Source organism: Speluncibacter jeojiensis, from assembly GCF_029589495.1.
GTDB classification, from domain to species: domain Bacteria; phylum Actinomycetota; class Actinomycetes; order Mycobacteriales; family Mycobacteriaceae; genus Speluncibacter; species Speluncibacter jeojiensis.
The window spans coordinates 261872-284450 of record NZ_JAAIVF010000005.1; the positions used below are offsets into that span (position 1 = coordinate 261872).

Sequence of the window (22579 nt, forward strand, 5' to 3'; positions counted from 1 at the left end):
CGCGTGGCCGGCTCGTCGGCCGACGTCGTCATCGTCGGGGGAGGCAGCTGCGGTGCGGTGCTGGCCGCACGGCTGAGCACAGACCCCGACCGCCGGGTCCTGCTGCTCGACGCCGGCGACGGATACGTTGCGGCGGAAGGCATCCCGCCGCGCCTGCTCGATCTCGGCGTGCTGCCGGTGGGGGAGGGCGAGCCGGCGACCTGGCGGTACGACGGCCACCTGACCGATGCGCGCCGCGTGCCGGTCATGCGCGGGTTCGGACTCGGCGGCTCGGGTGCGGTCAACGGCGGCTACTTCGTGCGGGCCACCCGAGCAGACCTCGCGGCCTGGGACAGCGACCTGTGGACCTACGACGCCGCCCTGCCGTACTTTTGCCGCTCCGAGACAGATCTGGACCATCGCGGGCCCCGGCACGGCGACTCCGGGCCGATCCCGGTGCACCGCGACCCGCCGGATCGCCGGCACCCGATCAGTGCCGCGTTCCACGACGCAGCACTGGACGCGGGCTTCCCGGCGGAACCCGACAAGAACGATTCGGCGGCGGCGGGCATCGGGCCGGTCCCGTTGAACGCCCGCGACGGCGTGCGCGTCAACACCGCGCTCGCGTACCTGCTGCCGGTCCGGTCGCGGCACAACCTCGAGATCCGGGGCCACACCCGCGTGCTCCGCGTGCTGCTCGACGGTGACCGGGCGGTGGGGGTGCAGGTCGAGCGGGCCGGCACCGTCGAGACGATCCCGGCGGGGACGGTCGTGCTGTGCTCGGGCGGGGTCGGCAGCCCGCTGCTGCTGATGCGCTCGGGAATCGGACCGGCAGACGAACTCCGCGGCGTGGGGATTGCGCCGTTGCACGAATTGTCCGGCGTCGGAAGAGGGTTCAGTGATCATCCGGAGATCGCGGTCCCGTATCGCTACCGCGACGGAGCCATGCACCGCCCCGGCACCCCGGTGTTGCAGGTGTGCCTGAACGTCGGCGACGAGTACGAACTGCGGCCTTACACCGCCTCGTTCACCGATCTCGTGGCGGGCAGCCCCGCGATGCCGCCGCAACTCGGTGTCGCGCTGATGAACCCGGCGAGCCGGGGCGAGATCACGCTCGATCCCGCCGACCCGCAGGGGCTTCCGCGGGTGCGCTACCGCTACCTCGAACTCGAGACGGACCGGCGGTCCGCGCGACACGGGCTCGACCTGGCGCTGGATCTTCTCGCCGCCCCGCAGTTGCGCGCACTGGCGCAGCCGCTCGACGTCGACCGCACCGACGACTGGATCTCGGCGCACCTGGGGACCTCGCAACACCTGTCGGGCAGTTGCCGGATGGGGCCGGACCCCGATGCCGGCGCCGTGGTCGACGAGCGGTGCCGCGTGCACGGGCTCGAGGGGCTCGCGGTCGTCGACACGTCGGTGATTCCGCGGGTGCCCAGCCGCGGACCGCACGCGACCGCGGTGATGCTCGCCGAGCGTGCGGCCGAACTGCTGTGAGCTACGAACCCGTTGCGGCGGTGTCGCCCTGGGCCCGGATCGCCGAGCCCATCCAGCGGCGCAGGTAGCGGCGCAGGTCGTCGTCGCCACGGGGTGGATCGCCGGGGGCGAGGAAGAACGACTGCATGGTGCGCAGCACGTACTCGACCAGTTCGCCGAGCGACGCGTCGTCGTATCCGTGGCTCTCCCAGTCGACGTCGAAGCGCCGGATCATCGTCATCCCGAAGGCCTGCGCCTCCTGCGAGGTGAGCCCCTCGGGCCGGACGTTCGAGTACGAGCTCGACAGCAGGATGCCCAGATGCGGGGTGCGGCGCACCTCGGTCAACGTGAAGATGACGGCCTCGGTCATCGCCTCGGCCGGGTCGGTCAAGCCGGACACGCGCCGGGTCAGCCGGTCGAGGAAGCCGTCGACGGAGGCGATGGCCGCGGCCTGCATGAGCGCGTGGGCGCTGGGGAAGTAGCGGTACACCGTCTGCCGGATGACACCGAGGGACTCGGCCACGTCGGCGATGCTGATCTCCGCACCGGTGCGGCCGATGAGTTCGACTGCGGCGGCGACGATCCGGCGGGTGGCCTCGGCGTCGTCGACCGGCGGGTGACCGCCCCAACCGCGTCTTCGTGCCACCGTCCGCTTCCTCGACTCGAACCGTGTCGGTCATGCCGAAGTGCCCGCCGACTGCCTTGATCAGCGGCCCGACGCTATCACAGCGGATTTACGGTACGGACGCTCACACGGAGGCCTTGACGAGACCGGCATCACGTTCTCTAATCATACAGATGTCCCGATGCGCGTATGGTCACCTGCCGGCGCGGTCGGTCCGAGTCTGAGGAAGAGGTAGCCCACGGTGACCGATCTGCAAGTCCGGAAGATGCGATTCGCGTTCGCGGATTACGACGTGCCCTTCTGCTGGAACGAGGAGAACCCGGCGTTCTCGAGCATGGCCAACGCGGTCTCGTTCCTGGCCATCGGCTTCGAGAAGATGATCGTGAACTCGATCATCGAGGCCAAGCCGCGGTTCACCGATCCCGAACTGGCCGAGGAGGCCGAGGCGTTCATGCGCCAGGAGGGGCAGCACTCGACCGCGCACCGCCAGCACGTGACAGCGCTGATCAAGCGCTACCCGGGGCTGCAGCAGACCCTGGACAACGTGATCGGCGCGTTCGACAACCTCACCGCGGAGAAGTCGCTGGACTACCGGCTCGCCTACACCGCGGACCTCGAGGCCACCTTCACCCCGGTGTTCAAGCTGATGCTCGACAACGAGGCGGCGCTGTTCCGTCCCGGCGACGACCGGGTCGCCTCGCTGTTCATCTGGCACTTCGTCGAGGAGGTCGAGCACCGCAGTTCCGGGCTGATCATCTTCGACGGGCTCGTCGGCAGCGATCTGTACCGGATGCGCATGGCGCCGTCGATCTTCAAGCACGTGCTCGACGTCGTCCGGATCGCCTGCGCGGGATTCAACGAGCACGTCCCGCTCGAGGACCGCAAGGTCGACGCCCTCGCGATGTTCGCCAACCATCGGCGCGGGCAGAAGCTGCGCAAGTTGTTGCCGTTCCTCCAGTTCGAGGAGCTCGGCTCGATGGAGCGCGCGTTCGACGTGCTGCCGCTCGGTGAGCAGATGGTCTCGCTGGTGGGCATCATCCGCAGCCAGCTGCCCAAGCACAACCCGGCGCACGAGAAGTTGCCCGTGCTCGCCGACGTGTGGTTCGAGCGCTACGAGGCCGGCTACGACGTCACCCACTGGTACACCGCCGACGCGGTCGCATCGTAAGGGGCGCAACGATGGCCGACCACTGCTCACCGACCTTCGACCAGTTGGCCCATTCGATGGGCTTCTCCTGCAGGACCGCCGGCGGACTCGTCGAGTTCCGCAACCCGTTCGGCCTGGAGAACTGGACTCTGCCAGTGCTCGAGGCGACGATCATCCTCGGCGCTGTGCTGACGCTGATCTACGCGATCGTGCGGCTGCGCCGCCACGGCGACCCGACCAACCTGGTGCTCTGGGTCGGTGCGCTGTTCTTCCTGTTCATCATCGAACCGGCGATCTACTTCCCGGCGACGTTCCGCACCGAGGAGTACCTCGGAACGATGTTTGCGCACAACGTGTTCAGCGTGGACTTCCTGTGGGGGAGACTGCCGCTGTACATCATCGCGATCTACCCGTTCATGGCGACGATCGCGTATGAGCTCGTCCGCATGCTCGGGGTGTTCCGGCGGCACGGGACGTTCGTCGGCGCGATGTGCGTGGGCTTCGTCCATCACGCCTTCTACGAGATCTTCGACCAGATCGGCCCGCAACTGCGGTGGTGGGAGTGGGACACCGGCAACAAGGTCAACCAGCCGATGTTCAATGCCGTCCCGCTGCCCAGCGTGGTCGTGTTCGCCGCGTTGTGGCCGATGTCGCTGACGCTGTGCGTGCGGTGGTTCGTCGGCCGTCAGGTCGACGCCGGCCGGCGGTTCGGCGCGTGGCAACTGGTGTGGCGCACCGTCGTCGTCGGATTGGCCGCGGCGGTGGGCACGTTCGTGCTGCCCTTGCCGGCGACGGTCTTCGGTGCCTGGAGCGACACCGTGCGCGGCGTGCTCTACGCGGCCGAACTGGTGGCGATCGCGGTCGTCGCGATCCCGGTGCTCGCCCGTGGGTGGTCGGCGCAGCGGACCGAGGGACGAGCGGTCCGGTCGAACGCGCTCGTGCGCTGGTACGCGCTGGCGTACCTGGTTGTGTTCGGGGTGCTGTGGGCGAGTGCGCTACCGGACTACCCCGACGCCGTACACGGCCGGACCGCGTCGGGGACGCCGATCGGGAGCGTCTGGTACACGTTGGCGTGCTTCGTGGTCGGCGGGCTCGTGGTGGCGGGCGCGTTCACGGTGCCGCGCACGGAGACGGACAGTGCGGCGGAGTCACCCGCGGACAGGCAGGCGGCCACTGAGCCGGTCTGAACCGGCCCGAACCGACCTGGGCTGCAACCGCTTTCCACGGGCGGGCCCGTCGCGTCGGGCATCGACTCCGGTCGGTGTCACCCGAACGCGGCGAGTCCGCCCGTCAGTGTGCGCGCACCCGCGTCGAGCAGATCGAGCAGATCCGCCGACTCGTCGATCAGCCACTGCTCGTAGGCGGCGAGCGCGACCCCGAGCAGCATCCACGCGACCGTCTGCGGCACGTGCCCGCGCGGGTCGACGCCCATCCGGTCGCCCACGTAGTCGGCGATCACCTGTCGCCAGCCGGTGTACATGAGCATCGAATACGCCTGCAGCGACGGCGCACCCAGGATCAGCGTCATCCGCCGGCGATGGGCGCGTTCCTCGCCCGGCGGATAGGTGTTGAAGTTCAGCAGCGCCGCGCGCAGCGCCTCGCCGAGCGGAGCGCCGGCCGGCGTCGCGGCGAGTTCGGCGCGCATCAGCGACAGGTGCGCGTCGAAGTCGCCCCAGGGCACCGCGTTCTTGGACGGGAAATAGCGGAAGAACGTGCGCCGGCCGATGTGCGCGGCCTCGGCGATCTGGTCGACGCTGGTGTCCTCGAAACCCTGCTCCGCGAACAACTCGATGGCGGCCGCGCTGATCCGGTCGGTGCTCGTCACGGGGCGCCGACCCGCGCGGCCGGCCTCTCTCGGGACTGCTGACATGACGATTTCCTCCTACCTGTTCAATTATGCACTCGATGCCGTTACAGTCGAGGGTGCAGTCACGGCAGTCCTGGAATGTGGCTTGCACCATCTCGAGGGAGGTAACTCATGTCCGACCGTCACGACGCCCCCGTTGACGCCGCGCAGGATGCGGTTGTCGAGGAATCGTTGATCGAGGAAGTCTCGATCGACGGCATGTGCGGGGTCTACTGATCATGAGTGCCGTCGCCTCCGGGTTCGAGCTCGATGCCCGGTGGCGACTGCACCCGCAGGTGGCGCTGCGCCCCGAGCCGTTCGGGGCGCTGCTCTACCACTTCGGCACCCGCAAGCTCTCGTTCCTCAAGAACAAGAAGATGGTGTCGTTGGTGCAGTCGTTGCCCGAACATCCTGATGCACGCGCGGCCTGCCTGGCCGCCGACGTGGACGACTCGAACTCGTCGATCTACGTCCGCGCGCTCGCCACCCTGGCGCAGTCGCACATGCTGGTCCGCGACGAATAGCTCCAGACCCGCCCGACCGCCACCCGATTCCGCCCGGAATCCCGATACTTCCGAGGACACACCCATGACCTCTGTACTGGAACCGCCCAAGCCGGTCGGTCGGCTCGTCGATCAGTTCGAGCTGGGGCTGGATGCTCCGATCTGCCTGACCTGGGAGCTGACCTACGCCTGCAACCTGTCCTGCGTGCACTGCCTGTCGTCGTCGGGCAAGCGCGATCCGCGCGAGCTCACCACCGAGCAGTGCAAGTCGATCATCGACGAACTGCAGAAGATGCAGGTCTTCTACGTGAACATCGGCGGCGGCGAGCCGACCGTGCGCTCGGACTTCTGGGAACTGGTCGACTATGCGACCGACCACCAGGTGGGCGTGAAGTTCTCCACCAACGGCGTGCGGATCGACGAGAAGGTCGCCGCCCGCCTGGCCGCGTCCGACTACGTCGACGTGCAGATCTCGCTCGACGGCGCGACCGCCGAGGTCAACGACGCGGTCCGCGGACCGGGGTCGTTCGACATGGCCGTGCGCGCGCTGGAGAACCTGTCCGCAGCCGGCTTCAAGGACGCGAAGATCTCCGTCGTCGTGACCCGCGAGAACGTCAGCCAGCTCGACGAGTTCAAGGCGCTCGCCGACCGCTTCGGCGCCACCCTGCGGATCACCCGCCTGCGCCCGTCGGGTCGCGGCGCCGACGTGTGGGACGAGCTGCACCCGACGCAGGAGCAGCAGCGCGAGCTTTACAACTGGCTCGTCGCGAACGGCGAGGGCGTGCTCACCGGCGACTCGTTCTTCCACCTGTCCGCCTACGGCGACGCGCTGCCCGGCCTGAACCTGTGCGGCGCCGGCCGCGTGGTCTGCCTGATCGACCCGGTCGGCGACGTCTACGCCTGCCCGTTCGCGATCCACGAGCAGTTCCTGGCCGGGAACATTGTGGCCGACAACGGGTTCGAGAATGTGTGGAAGCACTCCGACCTCTTCACCGAGCTGCGCTCGCCGCAGACCGGTGGCGCCTGCAGCAAGTGCGACCACTACGACTCCTGCCGCGGCGGCTGCATGGCGGCGAAGTTCTTCACCGGGCTGCCGATGGACGGCCCGGACCCGGAGTGCGTGCAGGGCTACGGCGAGTCGGCCCTCGCGGCGGACCGCAGCGTCCCGAAGTCGCACGTCGACCACTCCCGCACCGGCAAGCGCGCCGAGCGCCGCACCCCGCAGGCGCCCGTGCCGCTGACCCTGCTGACCCGGCCCCCGGCCAAGATCTGTGATGAAAACCCGCTTGCGGGCTTGAACTGACTACCCGCACAGCGGGTCTGAATAGAGGGAAAACGATGGCAAAGAATGCCTGGTTCGAGACCGTTGCCGAGGCGCAGCGGCGCGCCAAGAAGCACCTGCCGAAGCCGGTGTACATGGCACTGGTCGCGGGCTCCGAGAAGGGCCTGACCACCGACGACAACGTGGCGGCCTTCTCCGAGCTCGGGTTCGCACCGCACGTCGCGGGGCTGTCCGACGAGCGCAAGCTGGAGACCTCGGTGATGGGGCAGCCGCTGTCCTTCCCGGTGATGATCTCGCCGACCGGTGTGCAGGCGGTCGACCCCGAGGGTGAGGTCGCCGTCGCCCGTGCCGCGGCCGCCCGCGGCGTCGCGATGGGCCTGAGTTCGTTCGCCAGCAAGGCGATCGAGGAGGTCGTGCCGGCGAACCCGCAGACCTTCTTCCAGATGTATTGGGTCGGCACCCGAGACGAGCTGCTGCACCGGATGGAGCGTGCCAAGAAGGCCGGCGCGGTCGGACTGATCATGACGCTCGACTGGTCGTTCTCCAACGGTCGCGACTGGGGCAGCCCGGCGATCCCGGAGAAGATGGACTTCGACGCCATGCGCAAGAACGCGCTGCAGGGCGCGCTGCACCCGAACTGGCTGCTCAAGTTCGCCAAGTCCGGCAAGATCCCGGACCTGACCACCCCGAACCTCGCCCCCGCCGACGGCGGCGCGGCGCCGACCTTCTTCGGCGCCTACGGGCAGTGGATGCAGACGCCGCTGCCGACGTGGGAGGACGTCGCCTGGCTGCGCGAGCAGTGGGACGGCCCGTTCATGCTCAAGGGCGTCATGCGGGTCGACGACGCCAAGCGCGCGGTGGACGCCGGCGTCACCGCGATCTCGGTGTCCAACCACGGCGGCAACAACCTCGACGGCACCCCGGCGCCGATCCGTGCGCTGCCGGCCATCGCCTCGGCGGTGGGCAGCCAGATCGAGGTCGTGCTCGACGGTGGCATCCGTCGCGGCGGCGACGTGGTCAAGGCGCTGGCACTCGGCGCCCGGGCCGTGATGATCGGCCGCGCCTACCTGTGGGGCCTGGCCGCGAACGGTCAGGCAGGCGTCGAGAACGTGCTCGACATCCTGCGCGGCGGAGTCGACTCGGCGGTGCTCGGCCTCGGCCACACCTCGGTCGACGAGCTCAGCCGCAAGGATCTGATCATCCCCGAGGGATTCGAGCGGGCGCTGGGCGTCTAGACCGTCCGGATGCTCACCGATCCGTTCGTGGTCGGGTCGCGCTCCGCGTGTTCGCGCGTGGTGTTCGGCCCCCACGAGACCAACCTGTGCACCGACCGCGCCCTCTCGGCGCGGTCGGTGCACTACTACGCGCGGCGCGCCCGTGGCGGCGCCGGGATCATCGTCACCGAGCACGCCTCGGTGCACGAGAGCGATTGGCCCTACGAGCGGGCGCCGCTGGCCTCACGCTGCGCCGACGGCTGGGCGGCGACGGTCGAGGCGTGCCGACCACACGGCACGCTGGTGCTGGCCGGACTCGGCCACACCGGCGGCCAGGGCTCGAGCGCCTTCCATCAGTCGGCGCTGTGGGGGCCGTCGAGGGTGCCGGACCCGTCGTCGCGGGAACTGCCGATGGCGATGGAACCGGCCGAGATCGACGCCGTGGTCGACGGTTTCGCCGTTGCGGCGCGGTCGGCGGTGTCCGCGGACGTCGACGGCGTGGAACTCGACGCCGGCCCGACCGGGTTGCTGCGCCAGTTCCACTCCGGGCTGACCAACATCCGCGCGGACGAGTACGGCGTCGACCGGCTACTGCTGGCCCGGCGCGTACTGGCGGCGGTGCGCGAGGTGCTCGGCCCCGACCGGATCCTCGCGCTGCGGCTGAGCTGCGATGAACTCGCCCCGTGGGCCGGCATCACCCCGGAAGACGGAACTGCACATGCCGCCGCGCTGGCGCCGTGGCTCGACCTGCTGACCGTCGTGCGCGGCGGGCCGATGTCGGTGGCCGCGTACCGGCCCGACCTGCACACCGTCGAGGGCTTCAACATCGAACTGTGCCGACGGATCCGGGATGCCGTCGGCGGCGCCGCCGCGGTGGTGCTGCAGGGCAGCGTGACCGAAATCGAGATGGCCCAGCGGTCTCTCGATGCGGGCGTCGCCGACCTGGTGGAGATGACCCGCGCCCAGATCGCCGACCCCGACCTGGTGGTCAAGTCCCGCACCGGGCGACGACCGCGACCGTGCGTGCGCTGCAACCAGACCTGCCTGGTCCGCGACCCGCGCAACCCGGTCGTGACCTGTATAGGAAACCCCGGCGCCGGATACGAATCCGAGGAGGTTCCGCCGGGGCGGTCCGCGGGCCCGGCGCTGATTGTCGGCGGCGGACCGGCCGGGCTGGAGGCCGCGCGGGTGCTGGCCGCCGCCGGGCGCAGCGCCCGACTGGTCGAGCGGTCGCCACGGCTCGGCGGCATGGTCCGCCGCTTGGCTGCGGCACGTGACCTGAGCGAGCTGGTCGGCTGGCTCGAAGACGAGTGCCGCCGCCTCGGCGTGCGCATCGAGACCGGGACGGCTGTGACCGCCGCGGACCTCGACGCCGCCGCGGGCGACGGTGCAGCCGTTGTGGTGACCACCGGGAGTTCGCCACGGCCGCTGGAGATCCCGGACGACGGCTCCGTGCGGGTGCTGGGGGCGGCCGAGGTGCTCGGCGCCGAGGATCTCGCCGGGCCGGTACTGGTGTGGGATCCGGTCGGCGGGCCGGTCGCGGTGGCCGTGACCGAGTTTCTGCACGCGCACGGTGGTGCCGTGTCGATCGCGACCGTCGACCAGGTCGTCGGCCGATTGCTCGCGCCCACCGGGGACTTCGTGGACGCGAACGTGCGGTTACAGCGCGCCGGTATCGACCGCCACCAGTCCTTCGTGCTGCGGGAGCTCACCGGCGGGACCGCGGTGCTGGAGAACCGGTTCACCGGCGAGCGCAGCGCAATCCGCTGCGCCGTCCTCGTCGACTGCTCGGCGCGACTGCCCGACGAGACGCTGTACCTGCAGCGTCCCGGGACGGTCCGGGCCGGTGACTGCGTGGCGCCGCGGACGGTCGCCGAGGCGATCCGGGAGGGCCGCCGCGCGGCACTCGAGGCGGCCGGGCGATGAGCGAGCGCTACCCGCGACTGTTCAGTTCGTTTCGGCTGGGGCCGGTGACCCTGCGCAACCGGGTGGTCTTCGCCGCCCACCTGACCAACTACGCGCGCGGCGGTCTGCCGACCGAGCAGCACGTCGCCTACTACCAGGCGCGGGCCGCGGGCGGGGCCGGGCTGATCATCACCGAAGAGCAGTGCACCCACCCGACCGACTGGCCGTACGAGAAGATGATCCAGGGCTACCGGCCCGAGGTCGTCGACGGATACCGGCGTATCACCGGCGCCGTGCACGCGCACGGGGCGACGGTCCTGGCGCAGGTCAACCACAACGGCGGTCAGGGCACCGGGATGTACTCGCGGCGCCCGCTGTGGGCACCGAGCGCCGTGCCCGATCCGCTGTTCCGCGAGGTACCCAAGGCCGTCGAACGTCACGAGATCGCCGAGATCGTCGACGGGTATGCGACGGTTGCGCGGCATTGCGTCGCAGGTGGATTCGACGGAGTGGAGCTGCAGTGCTCGCATTCGTCGCTGATGCGCGGGTTCCTGGCGCGTGGCACCAACCGTCGCACCGACGAGTACGGCGGAGACCTCGAGGGCCGGGCCCGGCTGCTGCTCGAGGTACTCGGCGCGATGCGCGCCGAGCTCGGTCCCGACCGGATCCTCGGCGTCCGGCTCAGCGGCGACGAGCGTATCGACGGCGGGATCGTGCTCGACGAGGCGACGGCGACGGCCCGGCTGATCGAGGCGTCGGGCCACGTCGACTACCTGAACACCTCGATCGGCATGGCGACCGCCAGCCTGCACCTGATCGAGGCGTCGATGGCGGTGCCGAAGGGCTACGCGCTCTACATCCCCTCGGCGATCCGGGACGCGGTCGATCTGCCGGTGGTCGGCATCGGGCGGTTCAAGGACGCGGAGCAGGCGGAGCAGGCGCTGGCCGAGGGGCACTGCGATCTGGTCGGGGTGGTGCGCGGGCAGATCGCCGACCCCGACTTCGTGGCCAAGGCGCGCGCGGATGAGGTGTCCTCGGTCCGAAACTGCTTGTCCTGCAATCAGGAATGCGTCGGAAGGATGGGATTGAACCGCTGGCTCGGGTGCCTGGTGAACCCGCGGGCCGGGCGCGAGTCGGTTGTGCTGCCGGATCCGACCCGGCGGGTGAAAGACGTGTGGGTGATCGGCGGGGGACCCGCCGGGCTGCAGGCCGCCGCGACCGCCGCCGAACGCGGCCACCGGGTGACCCTGTACGAGCGCGACCGCGTCCTCGGCGGCCAGGTGCGAGCCGCCGCCCGCGCCCCGTACCGCGGCGAGTTCGCCGAGCTGACCCGCAATCTCGAATCCGAGTGCCGCCGAAGGGGAGTCGTCATCGAACTGGGCGTCGACGTCACCGCGGAGATGGTCGAGTCCGGGGGTGCGGAGTCGGTGATCGTCGCGACCGGCGCGCGGCCGCGCCGGCCGCAGTGGGCCGGCGTGAGCGAGCGGGTCGTCGACGTCCGCGACGTGCTCGAGGACCGGTGCGCACCGACCGGCCGCGTGCTGGTCGTCGACGAGTTGGGTTTCCACCAGGCCACCTCGGTCGCCGAGTGGCTGGCGGACCGCGGCGCGGCGGTCACGGTGTGCACCGGCGCCATGACGGTCGGGCAGGACCTCGGCATCACCTTGGACATGGAGGGCTGGCAGATGCGGGCACACGAGAAGGGCATCGAGCAGGTGACCGACGTGGTGCCGGTCGGGGTCGGGCAATGCGGCGGCGAGGGGCAACTGACGGTGGAACTGCTGCATCACCCGACCGGCGGTCGCGAGACCTGCGTCGTGGACTGGGTCGTGGGCGCGACCCATCAGGACCCTGTCGACGAATTGTGGATGCAGCTGCGCGGCAGCGACATCGAGGTGCACCGCATCGGCGATGCGCTCACCCCGCGCCGCGCGCACGCCGCGGTGATCGAAGGCCACCGCGCGGCGGTGGCGCTGTGACCGAACCGCTGGGCGTGCAGCGCTGGACAGAGTTGGGGGAGCGGCCGCTGATCGTCGTGCCGGTCGGGTCGCTCGAACAGCACGGCCCGCACCTGCCACTGGACACCGACACCCGCATCGCCTGCGCGCTGGCCGAGGCGCTGGAAGCCGGCCTGCTCGCCCCGGCCGTCGCCTACGGATCCAGCGGTGAACACCAGGGATTCGCCGGCACCGTCTCGATCGGCGCGGAGACCCTGTACCTGGTCCTGCTCGAGATGTGCCGCTCCGCCTCGGACTGGGCCGGGCGGGTGCTGTTCGTCAACGGCCACGGCGGCAACAACCCCACGCTTGCCGAAGCCGTGCGGCGCCTGCGGTACGAGGGCCGGGACGTCGCCTGGTGGGCGCCGCGGGTGCCGGGTGGCGACGCGCACGCCGGCCGCACCGAGACCTCGCTGCTGCTGTACCTGGCACCGGAGACCGTGCGGCTCGAGCGTGCCGAGGCTGGGGACACCCGGCCGATGCGGGAGCTGTGGCCGAGCCTGCGCGAGGGCGGTGTCGCCGCGGTCAGTGCCAACGGCGTGCTCGGTGATCCGGCCGGGGCCGACACAGCCGAGGGCGCCGCGTTGTTCGCGACCCTGACCGACGATCTGCGCACGTGCCTGGACCGTTGGGCGCCCGACGCGACCGGCATGCTGCGATGAGCACCGATGACGCAGGAACGCAGGAGCGGCTGCCCGACGGCTTCACCGTCCGGCTCGACGAGAAGGTGCGCCGCCTCGACGACGGTGCCGCGCTGCTCGGAGGTTCGCCGACCCGGCTGTTGAGGCTGGCGCCCAAGGCCGTCGACCTGCTCGCGGGCGGAGAGCTGCGCGTGCGCGACGCGGTGACGGCCGGCCTGGCACGGCGGCTGCTCGACGCCGGCATCGCCCACCCGGTGCCACGGTCGGACGACACCGTAACGGGTTCCGCAGTGACCGTGGTGATCCCGGTCAAGGACAACCAGGCCGGCGTCGACCGGTTGCTCGCCACGCTCGGCGACCTGCCGGTGATCGTCGTCGACGACGGGTCCGCGGTCCCGGTGCGGGCGCCGGGCGCGGTGGTGCTCCGCCGGCCCGAGAGTGGCGGTCCGGCGGCGGCACGAAACCTCGGAATGGCGCATGCGACCACTGAGTTCGTGGCGTTCCTGGACTCGGACGTGGTGCCTCGGCCCGGCTGGCTGGCTGTGGCGAGCGCGCACTTCGCCGACCCGACCGTGGCGCTGGTGGCGCCGCGCATCGTCGGGATGGGCGACCCGCGAGGGTGGCTCGCCCGCTACGAGGAGCTGCGGTCGTCGCTGGACCTGGGGCCGCGACCCGGGCCGGTCGAGTCGCGCTCGCGTATCGCGTACGTGCCCAGCGCGGCCATGCTGGTGCGGCGCGAGATGGTCGGGCAGGTGGCGTTCGACGAGGCGATGACGGTCGCAGAGGACGTCGACCTGTGCTGGCGACTGCGTGAACACGGGTGGCGACTGCGCTACGAGCCCGCCGCGCAGGTCGCCCACGAGCATCGAGTCGTCTTCCGTAAGTGGTTCGGGCGCAAGGTCTTTTACGGTCAGGGCGCGGCGCCGCTGGCCGAGCGGCACCCGGGGAGGGTTCCGCCGATGGTGCTGTCGCCGTGGTCCGCGGGGGCGGCGGCCCTGCTGAGCACCGGTACCCGCACCGGTGCGGTCGGGGCAGCGGGGGTGTCGACGGCCGCCGGCGTGCGGCTGACCAAGACGTTGCGCGGGCTGCGTCATCCGGCCCGGTCGTCGGCGCGGCTGATCGCGATGGGCCTGGGTGCGGCGGCATGGCAGTTCGCGGGTGCGGCGTGCCGGCACTACTGGCCTGTCGCGGTGGTCGCCGCCTGCTGCTCGCGGCGCGCCCGCCGGACGTTGGTCGCGGTCGCGGTCGCCGAGGGCGTCGCGGACTGGGTCACCCACGACGGCCCGGGACGGATGGATCCGGTGCGCTACGTGGTAGCCAAGCGGCTCGACGACGTCGCCTACGGAACTGGGCTGTGGGTGGGTGTGGTCCGGGCGCGCAGCGCCGCGGCGCTGCGGCCGATCATCGAGTGAGCACCGGCCGGACGGGGTGCCTTTCGTGGTTCACCGGACACGGACGGACTCGGGCGCAGTGGTGTCTGCGAGATGAGCAACACCGCGCGAGGGGCGAGCGAACATGGCTGCGGCCAGGACGCCGATAGCCAGGACTGCGACCGGCAGCAGCAGCGACTGCCCCATGGCGGTGGCGTATCCCGGGGTGTTGTGCGGCGCTCCCGTCGTCAGGTTCGCAGAGAGTCTGGACTGCATCACGGCACCGACGCCGGCGCTGCCGAGCACTCCGCCGATCTGGCGGGCGGTGTTGTAGACACCCGATCCGGCTCCCGCCTGGTTGTCCGGCAGGTTGTGGGTCGCGGTCGCGGACAGCGGTGCCCAGATGAACGCGTTCGCCACCCCCAACAGGGCCATCGGCAACAGGAGTTCCCAGATCGCAAGGCCGGGGCGCATCACCGCCGCGAACCACAGCAACGCGGCCGCGAAGCAGAGGATGCCGAACCCGGCGATGTACCGCGGATGAGCGTGGTCGACCAGGCGGCCGGCGAACGGCGCGAGGACTGCGGAGAGCACCGCCATGGGCAGGAGGAGCAACGCCGCTCGCGTCGAGGTGAGTCCCTCGACCTCCTGCGCGAACAGCATCAGGGGCAGTGTCATGCCGGTGATCGCGAAGCCGGCCGCGACGACCGCGATCGTGGACAGGGAGAAGTTGCGGTCGGCGAACAGTGTCAGCGGGACGAGTGGCTCGCCGGTGGTGCGCCACTGGCCCCATACGAACAGGGCGAGCGCGGCGATCCCGCATCCGATCGACGCCCACACGGTCGAGTTCCAGTGGTACGCCTGTCCCTGCTGGATCCCGAACACCAAGGCGAACATGCCGACTGCGCTCAGCGCGATCCCGACCACGTCGAAGCGGTGCGGCGTGGTCGGCAACGTCGGGACGAATCGTGACGCCATGGCGAGCGCGGCGATGCCGACGGGGATGTTGATGAAGAAGATGAACTGCCAGCCCAACGCGTCGGTGAGCAGGCCGCCGACAATCGGGCCGACCAGGAGTGCGACCCCGACAACCGATCCCCACACACCCATCGCGGACCCGCGCTTGTCGGCGGGGAACACCCGGGTGATCACGGTCATCGTCTGGGGCGTGAGCAAGGCCGCCCCCGCACCCTGCAGCGCCCGCGCCGCGATCAACATCGTGATGCTGCCGGACAGGCCGCAGGCCACGGAGGCGACGGTGAACACCGCAAGTCCGACCATGTACAGGTTCTTGGGCCCGAACTGGTCGCCGAGCCGGCCGGTGAACAACAGCGGCACCGCGAAGGCGAGCAGATAGGCGCTCGTCACCCACACTGCGGCGTTCACGTCGGCCCCGAGACCTGCCATCAGTGCCGGCGTCGCCACCGCAACGATCGTGCTGTCGACCATGATCATGAAGAAGCCCACGCAGACGGCGGCGAGCGCCGACCAGGGCTTGGTGGTGGGCGGTCGAACAGTAAGGCCCGCTGTGGATTCCGGTGAGTTCATCGCAGACGTCTCCCCTTGTGGAAGGTTGATCGGAGGTTGGGGGACCAGTGTGAACGCACTGTTCTGAGGCCACAAAATCTATGCGCGCGCAACGGCTTTCCGTCGTTCGGACCCTGCCATCTGGTCGCCGATTCGGTCACCCGTGTGCTGCGCCGACGGACGACGCGCCGCTGCGATCGCTGGTGTTCTGCGTCACACCCGGGTAGACCGGTGAGTGACGACGCAGACCAGCAACGAGGAGCTCGTGATGACGGTTTTTCAGCGCCCCGGTACCGCCGGCGCCGCGATGGCCTTCCAGTCCCGGTACGACAACTGGATCGGTGGGCAGTGGGTCGCCCCGGTCAAGGGCCGGTATTTCGAGAACCCGTCCCCGGTCACGGGGCAGACGTTCTGCGAGGTCGCCCGCTCGACCGCCGAGGACGTCGAACTGGCGCTCGACGCCGCGCACGCCGCCGCGCCGGCCTGGGGCATGACCTCGCCCGCCGAACGTGCGGTGATCCTCAACAAGATCGCCGATCGCATCGCCGAGAACCTCGAGTCGATCGCGCTCGCCGAGTCGTGGGACAACGGCAAGCCGATCCGCGAGTCCCTGAACGCGGACATCCCGCTGGCGGTCGACCATTTCCGCTACTTCGCCGGGGCGATCCGCGCCCAGGAGGGCTCGCTCTCGCAGATTGACGAGGACACCGTCGCCTACCACTTCCACGAGCCGCTCGGCGTGGTCGGCCAGATCATCCCGTGGAACTTCCCGATCCTCATGGCCACCTGGAAGCTCGCACCCGCACTGGCCGCCGGCAACGCGGTCGTGATGAAGCCCGCCGAGCAGACGCCCGCCTCGGTGCTCTACCTGATGAGCATCATCGGCGACCTCCTCCCACCCGGCGTCGTCAACATCGTCAACGGGTTCGGCACCGAGGCCGGCAAGCCGCTCGCGTCGAGCAACCGCATCGCGAAGATCGCGTTCACCGGCGAGACCACCACCGGCCGGCTGATCATGCAGTACGCGTCGCAGAACCTGATCCCGGTCACCCTCGAGCTCGGCGGCAAGAGCCCCAACGTGTTCTTCGAGGACGTGCTCGCCGCGCCCGACGACTTCCAGGACAAGGCGCTCGAGGGCTTCACGATGTTCGCGCTCAACCAGGGCGAGGTGTGCACCTGCCCGTCGCGTGCGCTGATCCAGTCCTCGATCTTCGACGACTTCCTGTCGCTGGCGGCGGTGCGCACCAAGGCGATCCGCCAGGGCGATCCGCTGGACACCGAGACGATGATCGGCGCGCAGGCGTCCAATGACCAGCTCGAGAAGATCCTGTCCTACCTCGAGATCGGCAAGGGCGAGGGTGCGCAGATCATCACCGGCGGCGAGCGCGCCGACCTCGGCGGCGACCTGTCCGGCGGCTACTACGTGCAGCCGACGATCTTCGCCGGCGAGAACAACATGCGGATCTTCCAGGAGGAGATCTTCGGCCCGGTGGTGTCGGTGACGTCGTTCCGCGACTACGACGATGCGATTCGCCTCGCCAACGACACCCTCTACGGCCTCGGCGCCGGCGTGTGGTCGCGCAACGGCACCACCGCCTACCGCGCGGGCCGCGACATCAAGGCCGGCCGGGTGTGGACGAACACCTACCACCAGTACCCGGCGCACGCGGCGTTCGGCGGCTACAAGCAGTCCGGCATCGGGAGGGAGAACCACCGCATGATGCTCGACCACTACCAGCAGACCAAGAACCTCCTGGTGTCGTACGCGGCGAAGGCGCAGGGATTCTTCTGATGGACCCGCGCAAATGATGCAGCCTCCGCGGGACCCGCCGCGCGTGGTCGCGACCGCCGCCGCGATGGACCTGCTGCGGAAGCTGCGAAACGCGAACGGGGCGCTGATGATGCACCAGTCCGGCGGCTGCTGTGACGGGTCGTCCCCGATGTGCTATCCGGACGGCGAGTTCATCGTCGGCGACCGGGACGTGCTGCTGGGCCTGCTCGACCTCTCCCTGGAGGTCGGGCAGGTCCGGTCCGCGTTGCCCGCCGGCGACGACGCGGTCGCGGTGTGGATCTCCGGACCGCAGTTCGAGGCGTGGAAGCACACCCAACTGGTACTCGACGTGGTGCCCGGTCGCGGTTCCGGATTCAGCCTCGAGGCACCCGAGGGGCTGCGGTTCCTCTCCCGCGGAAGAGCATTCGACGGCGCGGAACTGACCGCGCTGGCCGAGGCGGTGCCGTTGACCGGCGCGGACGTGGATTCCGGTGCGCCGCTGCCGGTTCCGTCCGGGCCGACCGTCGTCGCCGAGGCGGCTGATGCGTGTCCGGTGCCGCCGGCGAGGTGAGGGGGACGGATCAACTCGTCTCTCGCGTCAGCACTCGATGGTCCCGACCGATCGGACGGTGTCGGCAAGCGCCCGGATCGCGTCGTTCTCGGCCTCACTGCGCCAGATCAGTGCATACCGTAGGGCCGGCAGATCGGGCATCGGCAGATAGCGGATGTCCGATGCGGCCCAGTACCTGGTAACGAGGCTGGGAAACGGCATGACGATCTCGCCCATGCCGACCGCGGTGATCAGGTCGTCGGAGTGGGTGACGCTGATGAGCCGTTCGACCGGCCGGCCCCGCCTCGTGGCGAACGGCAGCATGGCGTCTTCCCAGTAGTCCAGGTTTAGTTTGGCGCCTGCGACCGGGAAATCGCCCAGCGTCTCGATCGGCGCGGAACCCCGTGGGGCCAGCGGGTGATCTTCGGACACCGCGAGGACGCGCGAATCGGTGAGCAACGTCGGGCCCACGGTCAGATCCGGTTCCTCCACGGGCAGCCAGGCCACGAGGACGTCGAAGTCACCCCGGCGCAGTTGGCCGAAGGGGTCGTCGTAGCGTGCCAGCCGGACCTGGAGCTCCCACCGGGGATGTGCTGCGCGGAACGCGCGCCAATGGTGATGTAGCTCTTGGACGTTGAAGGGCATCATGCCCACCCGCAGTCTGGCCGTGATTCCGCGCGCTGTCAGGCGCGCGCGTTCCAACGACTCGTGGAGGCCGCGATAGACCGGCTGCAGATCGGCGTACAGCTGCCGGCCGACCTCGGTGAGGCGGACCACCCGGCTCGTGCGCGCGAACAGCGGTGCGCCGATCCGGCGTTCCTGCTTGCGGATCGAGTGACTGACCAGGGCTTGGGAGATGTGCAGCCGTTCGGCCGTGCGACCGAAGTGCAACTCCTCGGCCAGCGTCAGGAAGATCTCGATCTCCCGTAGCTCCATGGGTCCCCTATCGCTCGGCGGGCATTCGGCCCGCGTCCCGGGAAGCGTAAACCGTTGTTGCAGTGGTACGTGCGGCTTGTCGATCCGGCGGCGACGCCGGGCCCGGTTCGATCAGTCACGTTGATCGATGATCGCCGAATCAGTCGTTGATCGGGATGAGGACCGCCGCGAGGCTGAAGACATGGAAGCACGAATGAAGAACCCCGCCTACGTCCTCTCCGACGCCATGAAGGGCATCGGGAACATCATCAAGGCCGTCAACACCGGCGACGTCCCCCACGAGTTCCAGGAGATCGTGGCGCTGCGGATCAGTCAGATCAACGGCTGCTCCGCCTGCGTGCACGCGCACACCCAGAATCTGCGCAAGACCGGCGTGTCCGAGGACCGTGCCGCGACCGTGGCAGCCTGGCGTGAGGCGCCCTACTTCGACGACGCGGAGCGCGCCGCGCTCGAACTCGCCGAGGTGGCCACCCGCCTGGCCGACCGTTCCACCGACGCCGTGTCGGACGAGCTGTGGGACCGGGTCACGTCGTACTACGACGAGAAGCAGATCTCCGCGCTGATCCTGTTGATCGGCCTCACCAACATGTTCAACCGCATGAACGCCACCGTGCGCGAGCCCGCCGGCACCGACTGGAGCTGAACCATGAGTGACGCCATCGATCTGACCGCGATGTATGCGATGCACGACGCGCTGCGCCGCGAACTGACCCACCTGGACCGGATCACCACCAGCTCCGATCTGGACCCGAAGCGGATCCTCGCGACCTCGGCGGGCTGGCAGTTGTTCAAGCAGGCGTTGCACATCCACCACACCGCCGAGGACGACGCGCTGTGGCCGGCTCTCCGCGACAACCTCGCCGGGCATGCCCAGGACTCGGCGCTGGTGGAGGCGATGGCAGCCGAACATGCCGCCATCGACCCGCTCATCGCGGCCATCGACGCCGCGACCGTGGACGCTGCTGCGAATCCCGGACACATCGGCGAACTGGTGGACGCCCTGGTGACCGGTCTGACCGGCCACCTCCGGCACGAGGAGGACGTGGCACTGCCGCTGATCCAGCGTGAGGTCACCCCCGAGCAGTGGGCCCACTTCGGGCAGACGCACGCCCAGCGCATCGGCCCGGACGCGCCACGACTGCTGCCGTGGTTGCTCGACGGGGCGGACGAGCGGACCGTCGCGACCATGCTCGCGCCGCTGCCGGAGCCGGCGCGCGAGGCCTACGCGGCCACCTGGGTTCCGGCCTACCGGGCGCTGGATCGTTGGGGTGTGGGGGCGGCGGCCTAGGAGCCGATGAAGAATCCTCTGATGGCCCGCGGTGCCAGGCGCCGCGGGCCATCCGAGCGAGTCACGCGATGTTGGAGACCGGGAGTAGTCCGCGGTCCGCGAACACCTTCTTCGCCACCAGCGTCGCGTTGATCGCACGTGGCATTCCGCAGTACACCGCCGAGTGCAGCAGGGCCTCCGCCACCTCCACCGGCGTCAGGCCCACGTTCAGCGCGGCGTTGATGTGGACCTCCAGCTCGATCTCGCATCCGCCCAGCGCCGCCAGCACGCCGAGGGTCACCAACTGGCGCTCGCGCGCCACGAGTTCGGGACGGGCGTACATGTCGCCGAAGGCCCACGCGACCACCTGGTGCCCCAACTCCGGCGAGATGTCGGCCAGCGTATCGACGATCCGTCGGCCGGCCTCGCCGTCGATCCGCCGCAGGACCTCCATTCCGTCGGTGTAGCGGTCGGCGCGGGAGGCGGCGGGGGTCTGGGTGGTGGTCATGGCGGGCTCCTTCGAGTCGTGGGTTCGGGATGGACCAAGGTTCTCCCGGCGCCGGAGCCGCTACGCCTATTAGGCTTCGGAAGGTATGGGTTCCATGCTCAGGAGGCATTGATGCTGGAGCTTCGGCTCCTCGGCTACATCGTGGCCGTGGCAGAGGAGGGCGGGGTCAGTGGCGCTGCCCGACGCCTCGGCGTCACCCAGCCCACCCTCAGCCGCCAGCTCAAAGACCTCGAACGGCGATTGGGTGTCGAACTCTTCGAGCGGGACGGCCGTCACCTCACGCCCACAGACGCTGGGGCCGCGCTCGTGCGCCGGTCCACCGCATTGCTCGCCGCGGCCGAGGCCGCTGTCGAGGACGTCCGGTTCGCGGCCGAAGGCCGCAGCGGACAGCTCACCGTGGCCTTCGCCGGCTCCGGCATCAACGGACCACTGGGCGCCGCGCTCGGTCGCGTCCGGCGCGAACTGCCTCGGGTGGCGCTGCGACTGGAGGAGAGCTTCAGCGACACCGAGATGTCGCAGGGGGTACTGGACGGCCGCTTCGACATGGCGGTCCAGCGACTGCCGCTGCGCGATGCGCGCCTGGTGGCGCAGGAGTGGTGGCACGAGCCGCTGACGTTCTTCCTGCCCGAGGGACACCCCCTCGCAGGCAGCCGAGGTCCGGCGCCCCTGACAGAACTGGGGCGGATCCCGCTGGTGCTGTGGCCTCGTGACGTCTCTCCGCAGTCACACGACGAGATCTACGCGCTGTGCGCGCGGGCGGGCGTCGTGCCACGGATCGGCGCGGAGGGACGCAGCGTGCAGACGGTCCTGGCCCTGGTCGCTGCGGGTTTCGGCGGTGCGGTCATGTCGCAGTCGCATCGGGCCCTGCGCCGCGTCGGTGTCGTCCCACGCGACCTGGCCGGCACGCGCACCACCCTCCACCTCGTCGGGCGGGCCGCGGACCGCAGCCCGCTCGTCGAGCGCTTTCGCGAGGTCCTGGCCGACGTCGTCGAAGGACGAAACCCTCCTACCGATACGCCCCAGGCGGCCGCCCGGTCCAGCGTTTGAACGCCCGGCGGAACGCACTTGGCTCGGAGAAGCCCAGCCTGTCCGAGATGTGCTCGACCGAGTCGCCGCGCATGAGGGCGGCGATGGCCTTGTCGCGCAGCACCTCCTCGCGCAGCTGGTTGATCGTGGTGCCCTCCTGGCGCAGCAGGCGGCGCAGGTGCGGTTCGCTGATCGACAGCCGCGCGGCGATGGTCGCGGCACTGGCGAAGCGTCCCCGCGAGCCGGACTCGGGGTCGGTCTGCAGGCCGGTCTCGAGCAGCTTGCGCACCCGCGCGGACACCCCGGTGTCGTAGTCGCGTTCGGCGAACAGCCGTCCGGGGGAGTGCCGCAGATAGTCGGTGAGGGTCTCCTCGTCCTGCACGATCGGGCAGTCGAGCAGTGCCGTGTCGAACTCGACCGCGGCGACCGGACGGGCGAAGTCCACCGGCACCCCGAACATCGCGGTGTAGGCGGCCGCCATGACCGGATCGGGATCGACGTAGGGCAGTTCGACGGCGAGTGGCCGGATCCGCTGACCGATCAGCCACGCCGCGAACCGGTGGATCACCATCAGGCCGAAGTCACACACCAACTCGGTGGTCTCGTCGACGGTGCGCATGCCACGGGTGTCGAACTCAATGCGCACCCGCTCGTCGCCGAAGGTCATCTTCACCGGCGACGACGACGGCAGCGCCGGCAGGAACCCGGCCATCCGCCGCCAGGCGGTGCCCAGGTCGGGGGCGTGGATCAACGCGAAACACAACAGCTGGAAGGTGCCGCGAGGCACCGGCGCGAGCCCCAGCCCGAACAGTTCGTCGTCGGTGATCTCCCAGCCGACCTGGACGAAACGGGCCATCTGCTCGCTGGTCAGCCGCGCCGCCGGGTCGAGCAACTGGGCACGGTCGATCGCGGCGGCGGCCAGCGCCGGGTCCAGGTCGTCGCCCTGCCGGGCGGTCACGTCCAGCAGCCGTGTCACAAAGCTGATGGGGATGGCGGGTGCGGCCACCGC

At 70.0% G+C, this 22579-nt stretch carries 22 protein-coding genes; 16 read left to right on the forward strand and 6 right to left on the reverse strand.

All coding sequences use genetic code 11. The annotated features are described in order from the left end of the window. Nucleotides 1-3 precede the first annotated feature (3 nt). Nucleotides 4-1476, forward strand: a complete 1473-nt coding sequence (gene mftG / locus G4X40_RS16385) for a mycofactocin dehydrogenase MftG (RefSeq protein ID WP_277833969.1) — start codon at nucleotides 4-6, stop codon at nucleotides 1474-1476. 1 nt (nucleotide 1477) lies between these two features. Here mftG and G4X40_RS16390 read toward each other — a convergent pair whose 3' ends face one another. Continuing rightward, nucleotides 1478-2101 (reverse strand): TetR/AcrR family transcriptional regulator, encoded by a 624-nt coding sequence (locus G4X40_RS16390; protein WP_277833970.1) that lies wholly within the window; start codon nucleotides 2099-2101, stop codon nucleotides 1478-1480. A gap of 220 nt (nucleotides 2102-2321) precedes the next feature. Here G4X40_RS16390 and G4X40_RS16395 point away from each other — a divergent pair, with 220 nt between their 5' ends. After that, complete coding sequence (locus G4X40_RS16395; RefSeq protein WP_277833971.1) at nucleotides 2322-3248, forward strand: metal-dependent hydrolase; 927 nt, start codon at nucleotides 2322-2324, stop codon at nucleotides 3246-3248. A gap of 11 nt (nucleotides 3249-3259) precedes the next feature. Beyond that, the gene (locus tag G4X40_RS16400) at nucleotides 3260-4414 is read left to right on the forward strand and encodes a hypothetical protein (protein ID WP_277833973.1); all 1155 of its coding nucleotides are present in this window, start codon (nucleotides 3260-3262) and stop codon (nucleotides 4412-4414) included. Nucleotides 4415-4491: 77 nt separating this feature from the next. Here G4X40_RS16400 and mftR read toward each other — a convergent pair whose 3' ends face one another. After that, entirely contained in the window at nucleotides 4492-5097 is a 606-nt protein-coding gene (gene mftR / locus G4X40_RS16405; RefSeq protein ID WP_277833974.1) for a mycofactocin system transcriptional regulator, read from the reverse strand. 108 nt (nucleotides 5098-5205) lie between these two features. Between mftR and mftA the strand changes: the two genes are divergently transcribed. The 8 genes from mftA (at nucleotide 5206) to mftF (ending at nucleotide 14027) form a co-directional block, all read left to right on the forward strand. Then, the gene (mftA, locus tag G4X40_RS16410; RefSeq protein ID WP_277833976.1) at nucleotides 5206-5310 is read left to right on the forward strand and encodes a mycofactocin precursor MftA; all 105 of its coding nucleotides are present in this window, start codon (nucleotides 5206-5208) and stop codon (nucleotides 5308-5310) included. Nucleotides 5311-5312: 2 nt separating this feature from the next. Next, complete coding sequence (gene mftB / locus G4X40_RS16415) at nucleotides 5313-5597, forward strand: mycofactocin biosynthesis chaperone MftB (RefSeq protein ID WP_277833978.1); 285 nt, start codon at nucleotides 5313-5315, stop codon at nucleotides 5595-5597. A gap of 64 nt (nucleotides 5598-5661) precedes the next feature. After that, complete coding sequence (gene mftC, locus G4X40_RS16420; protein ID WP_277833980.1) at nucleotides 5662-6879, forward strand: mycofactocin radical SAM maturase; 1218 nt, start codon at nucleotides 5662-5664, stop codon at nucleotides 6877-6879. Nucleotides 6880-6914: 35 nt separating this feature from the next. After that, entirely contained in the window at nucleotides 6915-8093 is a 1179-nt protein-coding gene (mftD, locus tag G4X40_RS16425; RefSeq protein WP_277833982.1) for a pre-mycofactocin synthase MftD, read from the forward strand. A gap of 9 nt (nucleotides 8094-8102) precedes the next feature. Next, on the forward strand, nucleotides 8103-9998 hold the full coding sequence (locus tag G4X40_RS16430; protein ID WP_277833984.1) for a mycofactocin system FadH/OYE family oxidoreductase 1: 1896 nt from the start codon (nucleotides 8103-8105) through the stop codon (nucleotides 9996-9998). Further along, on the forward strand, nucleotides 9995-11956 hold the full coding sequence (locus tag G4X40_RS16435) for a mycofactocin system FadH/OYE family oxidoreductase 2 (RefSeq protein ID WP_277833986.1): 1962 nt from the start codon (nucleotides 9995-9997) through the stop codon (nucleotides 11954-11956). The genes G4X40_RS16430 and G4X40_RS16435 overlap by 4 nt, the downstream gene beginning before the upstream one ends. Continuing rightward, the gene (gene mftE / locus G4X40_RS16440; protein WP_277833988.1) at nucleotides 11953-12636 is read left to right on the forward strand and encodes a mycofactocin biosynthesis peptidyl-dipeptidase MftE; all 684 of its coding nucleotides are present in this window, start codon (nucleotides 11953-11955) and stop codon (nucleotides 12634-12636) included. Before G4X40_RS16435 ends, mftE begins: the two co-directional genes overlap by 4 nt. Beyond that, nucleotides 12633-14027 carry a mycofactocin biosynthesis glycosyltransferase MftF gene (gene mftF, locus G4X40_RS16445; protein WP_277833989.1) on the forward strand — a complete coding sequence of 465 codons (1395 nt, stop codon included), beginning with the start codon at nucleotides 12633-12635 and terminating at the stop codon, nucleotides 14025-14027. Before mftE ends, mftF begins: the two co-directional genes overlap by 4 nt. A 30-nt stretch (nucleotides 14028-14057) precedes the next feature. On the opposite strand, the gene G4X40_RS16450 is transcribed toward mftF, so the two are convergent. Continuing rightward, a complete protein-coding gene (locus G4X40_RS16450; protein WP_277833990.1) occupies nucleotides 14058-15533 on the reverse strand; it encodes a DHA2 family efflux MFS transporter permease subunit in 1476 nt (491 codons plus the stop codon). A gap of 247 nt (nucleotides 15534-15780) precedes the next feature. Between G4X40_RS16450 and adh the strand changes: the two genes are divergently transcribed. Together adh and G4X40_RS16460 are read left to right on the forward strand one after the other, a co-directional pair. Beyond that, entirely contained in the window at nucleotides 15781-17304 is a 1524-nt protein-coding gene (gene adh / locus G4X40_RS16455) for an aldehyde dehydrogenase (RefSeq protein WP_277833993.1), read from the forward strand. Nucleotides 17305-17320: 16 nt separating this feature from the next. Further along, nucleotides 17321-17854, forward strand: coding sequence for a DUF779 domain-containing protein (locus tag G4X40_RS16460; RefSeq protein ID WP_408642236.1), 534 nt, complete (start codon nucleotides 17321-17323; stop codon nucleotides 17852-17854). A 27-nt stretch (nucleotides 17855-17881) separates the two neighbouring features. On the opposite strand, the gene G4X40_RS16465 is transcribed toward G4X40_RS16460, so the two are convergent. Continuing rightward, nucleotides 17882-18769 (reverse strand): LysR family transcriptional regulator, encoded by an 888-nt coding sequence (locus G4X40_RS16465; RefSeq protein ID WP_277833995.1) that lies wholly within the window; start codon nucleotides 18767-18769, stop codon nucleotides 17882-17884. A gap of 181 nt (nucleotides 18770-18950) precedes the next feature. Between G4X40_RS16465 and G4X40_RS16470 the strand changes: the two genes are divergently transcribed. Next, nucleotides 18951-19412, forward strand: coding sequence for a carboxymuconolactone decarboxylase family protein (locus tag G4X40_RS16470; RefSeq protein ID WP_277833996.1), 462 nt, complete (start codon nucleotides 18951-18953; stop codon nucleotides 19410-19412). Nucleotides 19413-19415: 3 nt separating this feature from the next. Then, a complete protein-coding gene (locus G4X40_RS16475) occupies nucleotides 19416-20057 on the forward strand; it encodes a hemerythrin domain-containing protein (protein ID WP_277833997.1) in 642 nt (213 codons plus the stop codon). A gap of 61 nt (nucleotides 20058-20118) precedes the next feature. Here the strand turns inward: G4X40_RS16475 and G4X40_RS16480 are convergent, their stop codons facing one another. Next, nucleotides 20119-20544, reverse strand: coding sequence for a carboxymuconolactone decarboxylase family protein (locus G4X40_RS16480; RefSeq protein ID WP_277833999.1), 426 nt, complete (start codon nucleotides 20542-20544; stop codon nucleotides 20119-20121). Between the two features lie 111 nt (nucleotides 20545-20655). On the opposite strand from G4X40_RS16480, the gene G4X40_RS16485 reads away from it, so the two are divergent. Then, nucleotides 20656-21591: a LysR family transcriptional regulator gene (locus G4X40_RS16485; RefSeq protein WP_277834001.1), complete on the forward strand. Its 936-nt coding sequence runs from the start codon at nucleotides 20656-20658 to the stop codon at nucleotides 21589-21591. Here G4X40_RS16485 and G4X40_RS16490 read toward each other — a convergent pair. Further along, nucleotides 21551-22576: an AraC family transcriptional regulator gene (locus tag G4X40_RS16490; RefSeq protein WP_277834002.1), complete on the reverse strand. Its 1026-nt coding sequence runs from the start codon at nucleotides 22574-22576 to the stop codon at nucleotides 21551-21553. The two genes, G4X40_RS16485 and G4X40_RS16490, sit on opposite strands and share 41 nt — an antisense overlap. Between the last annotated feature and the right edge of the window lie 3 nt (nucleotides 22577-22579).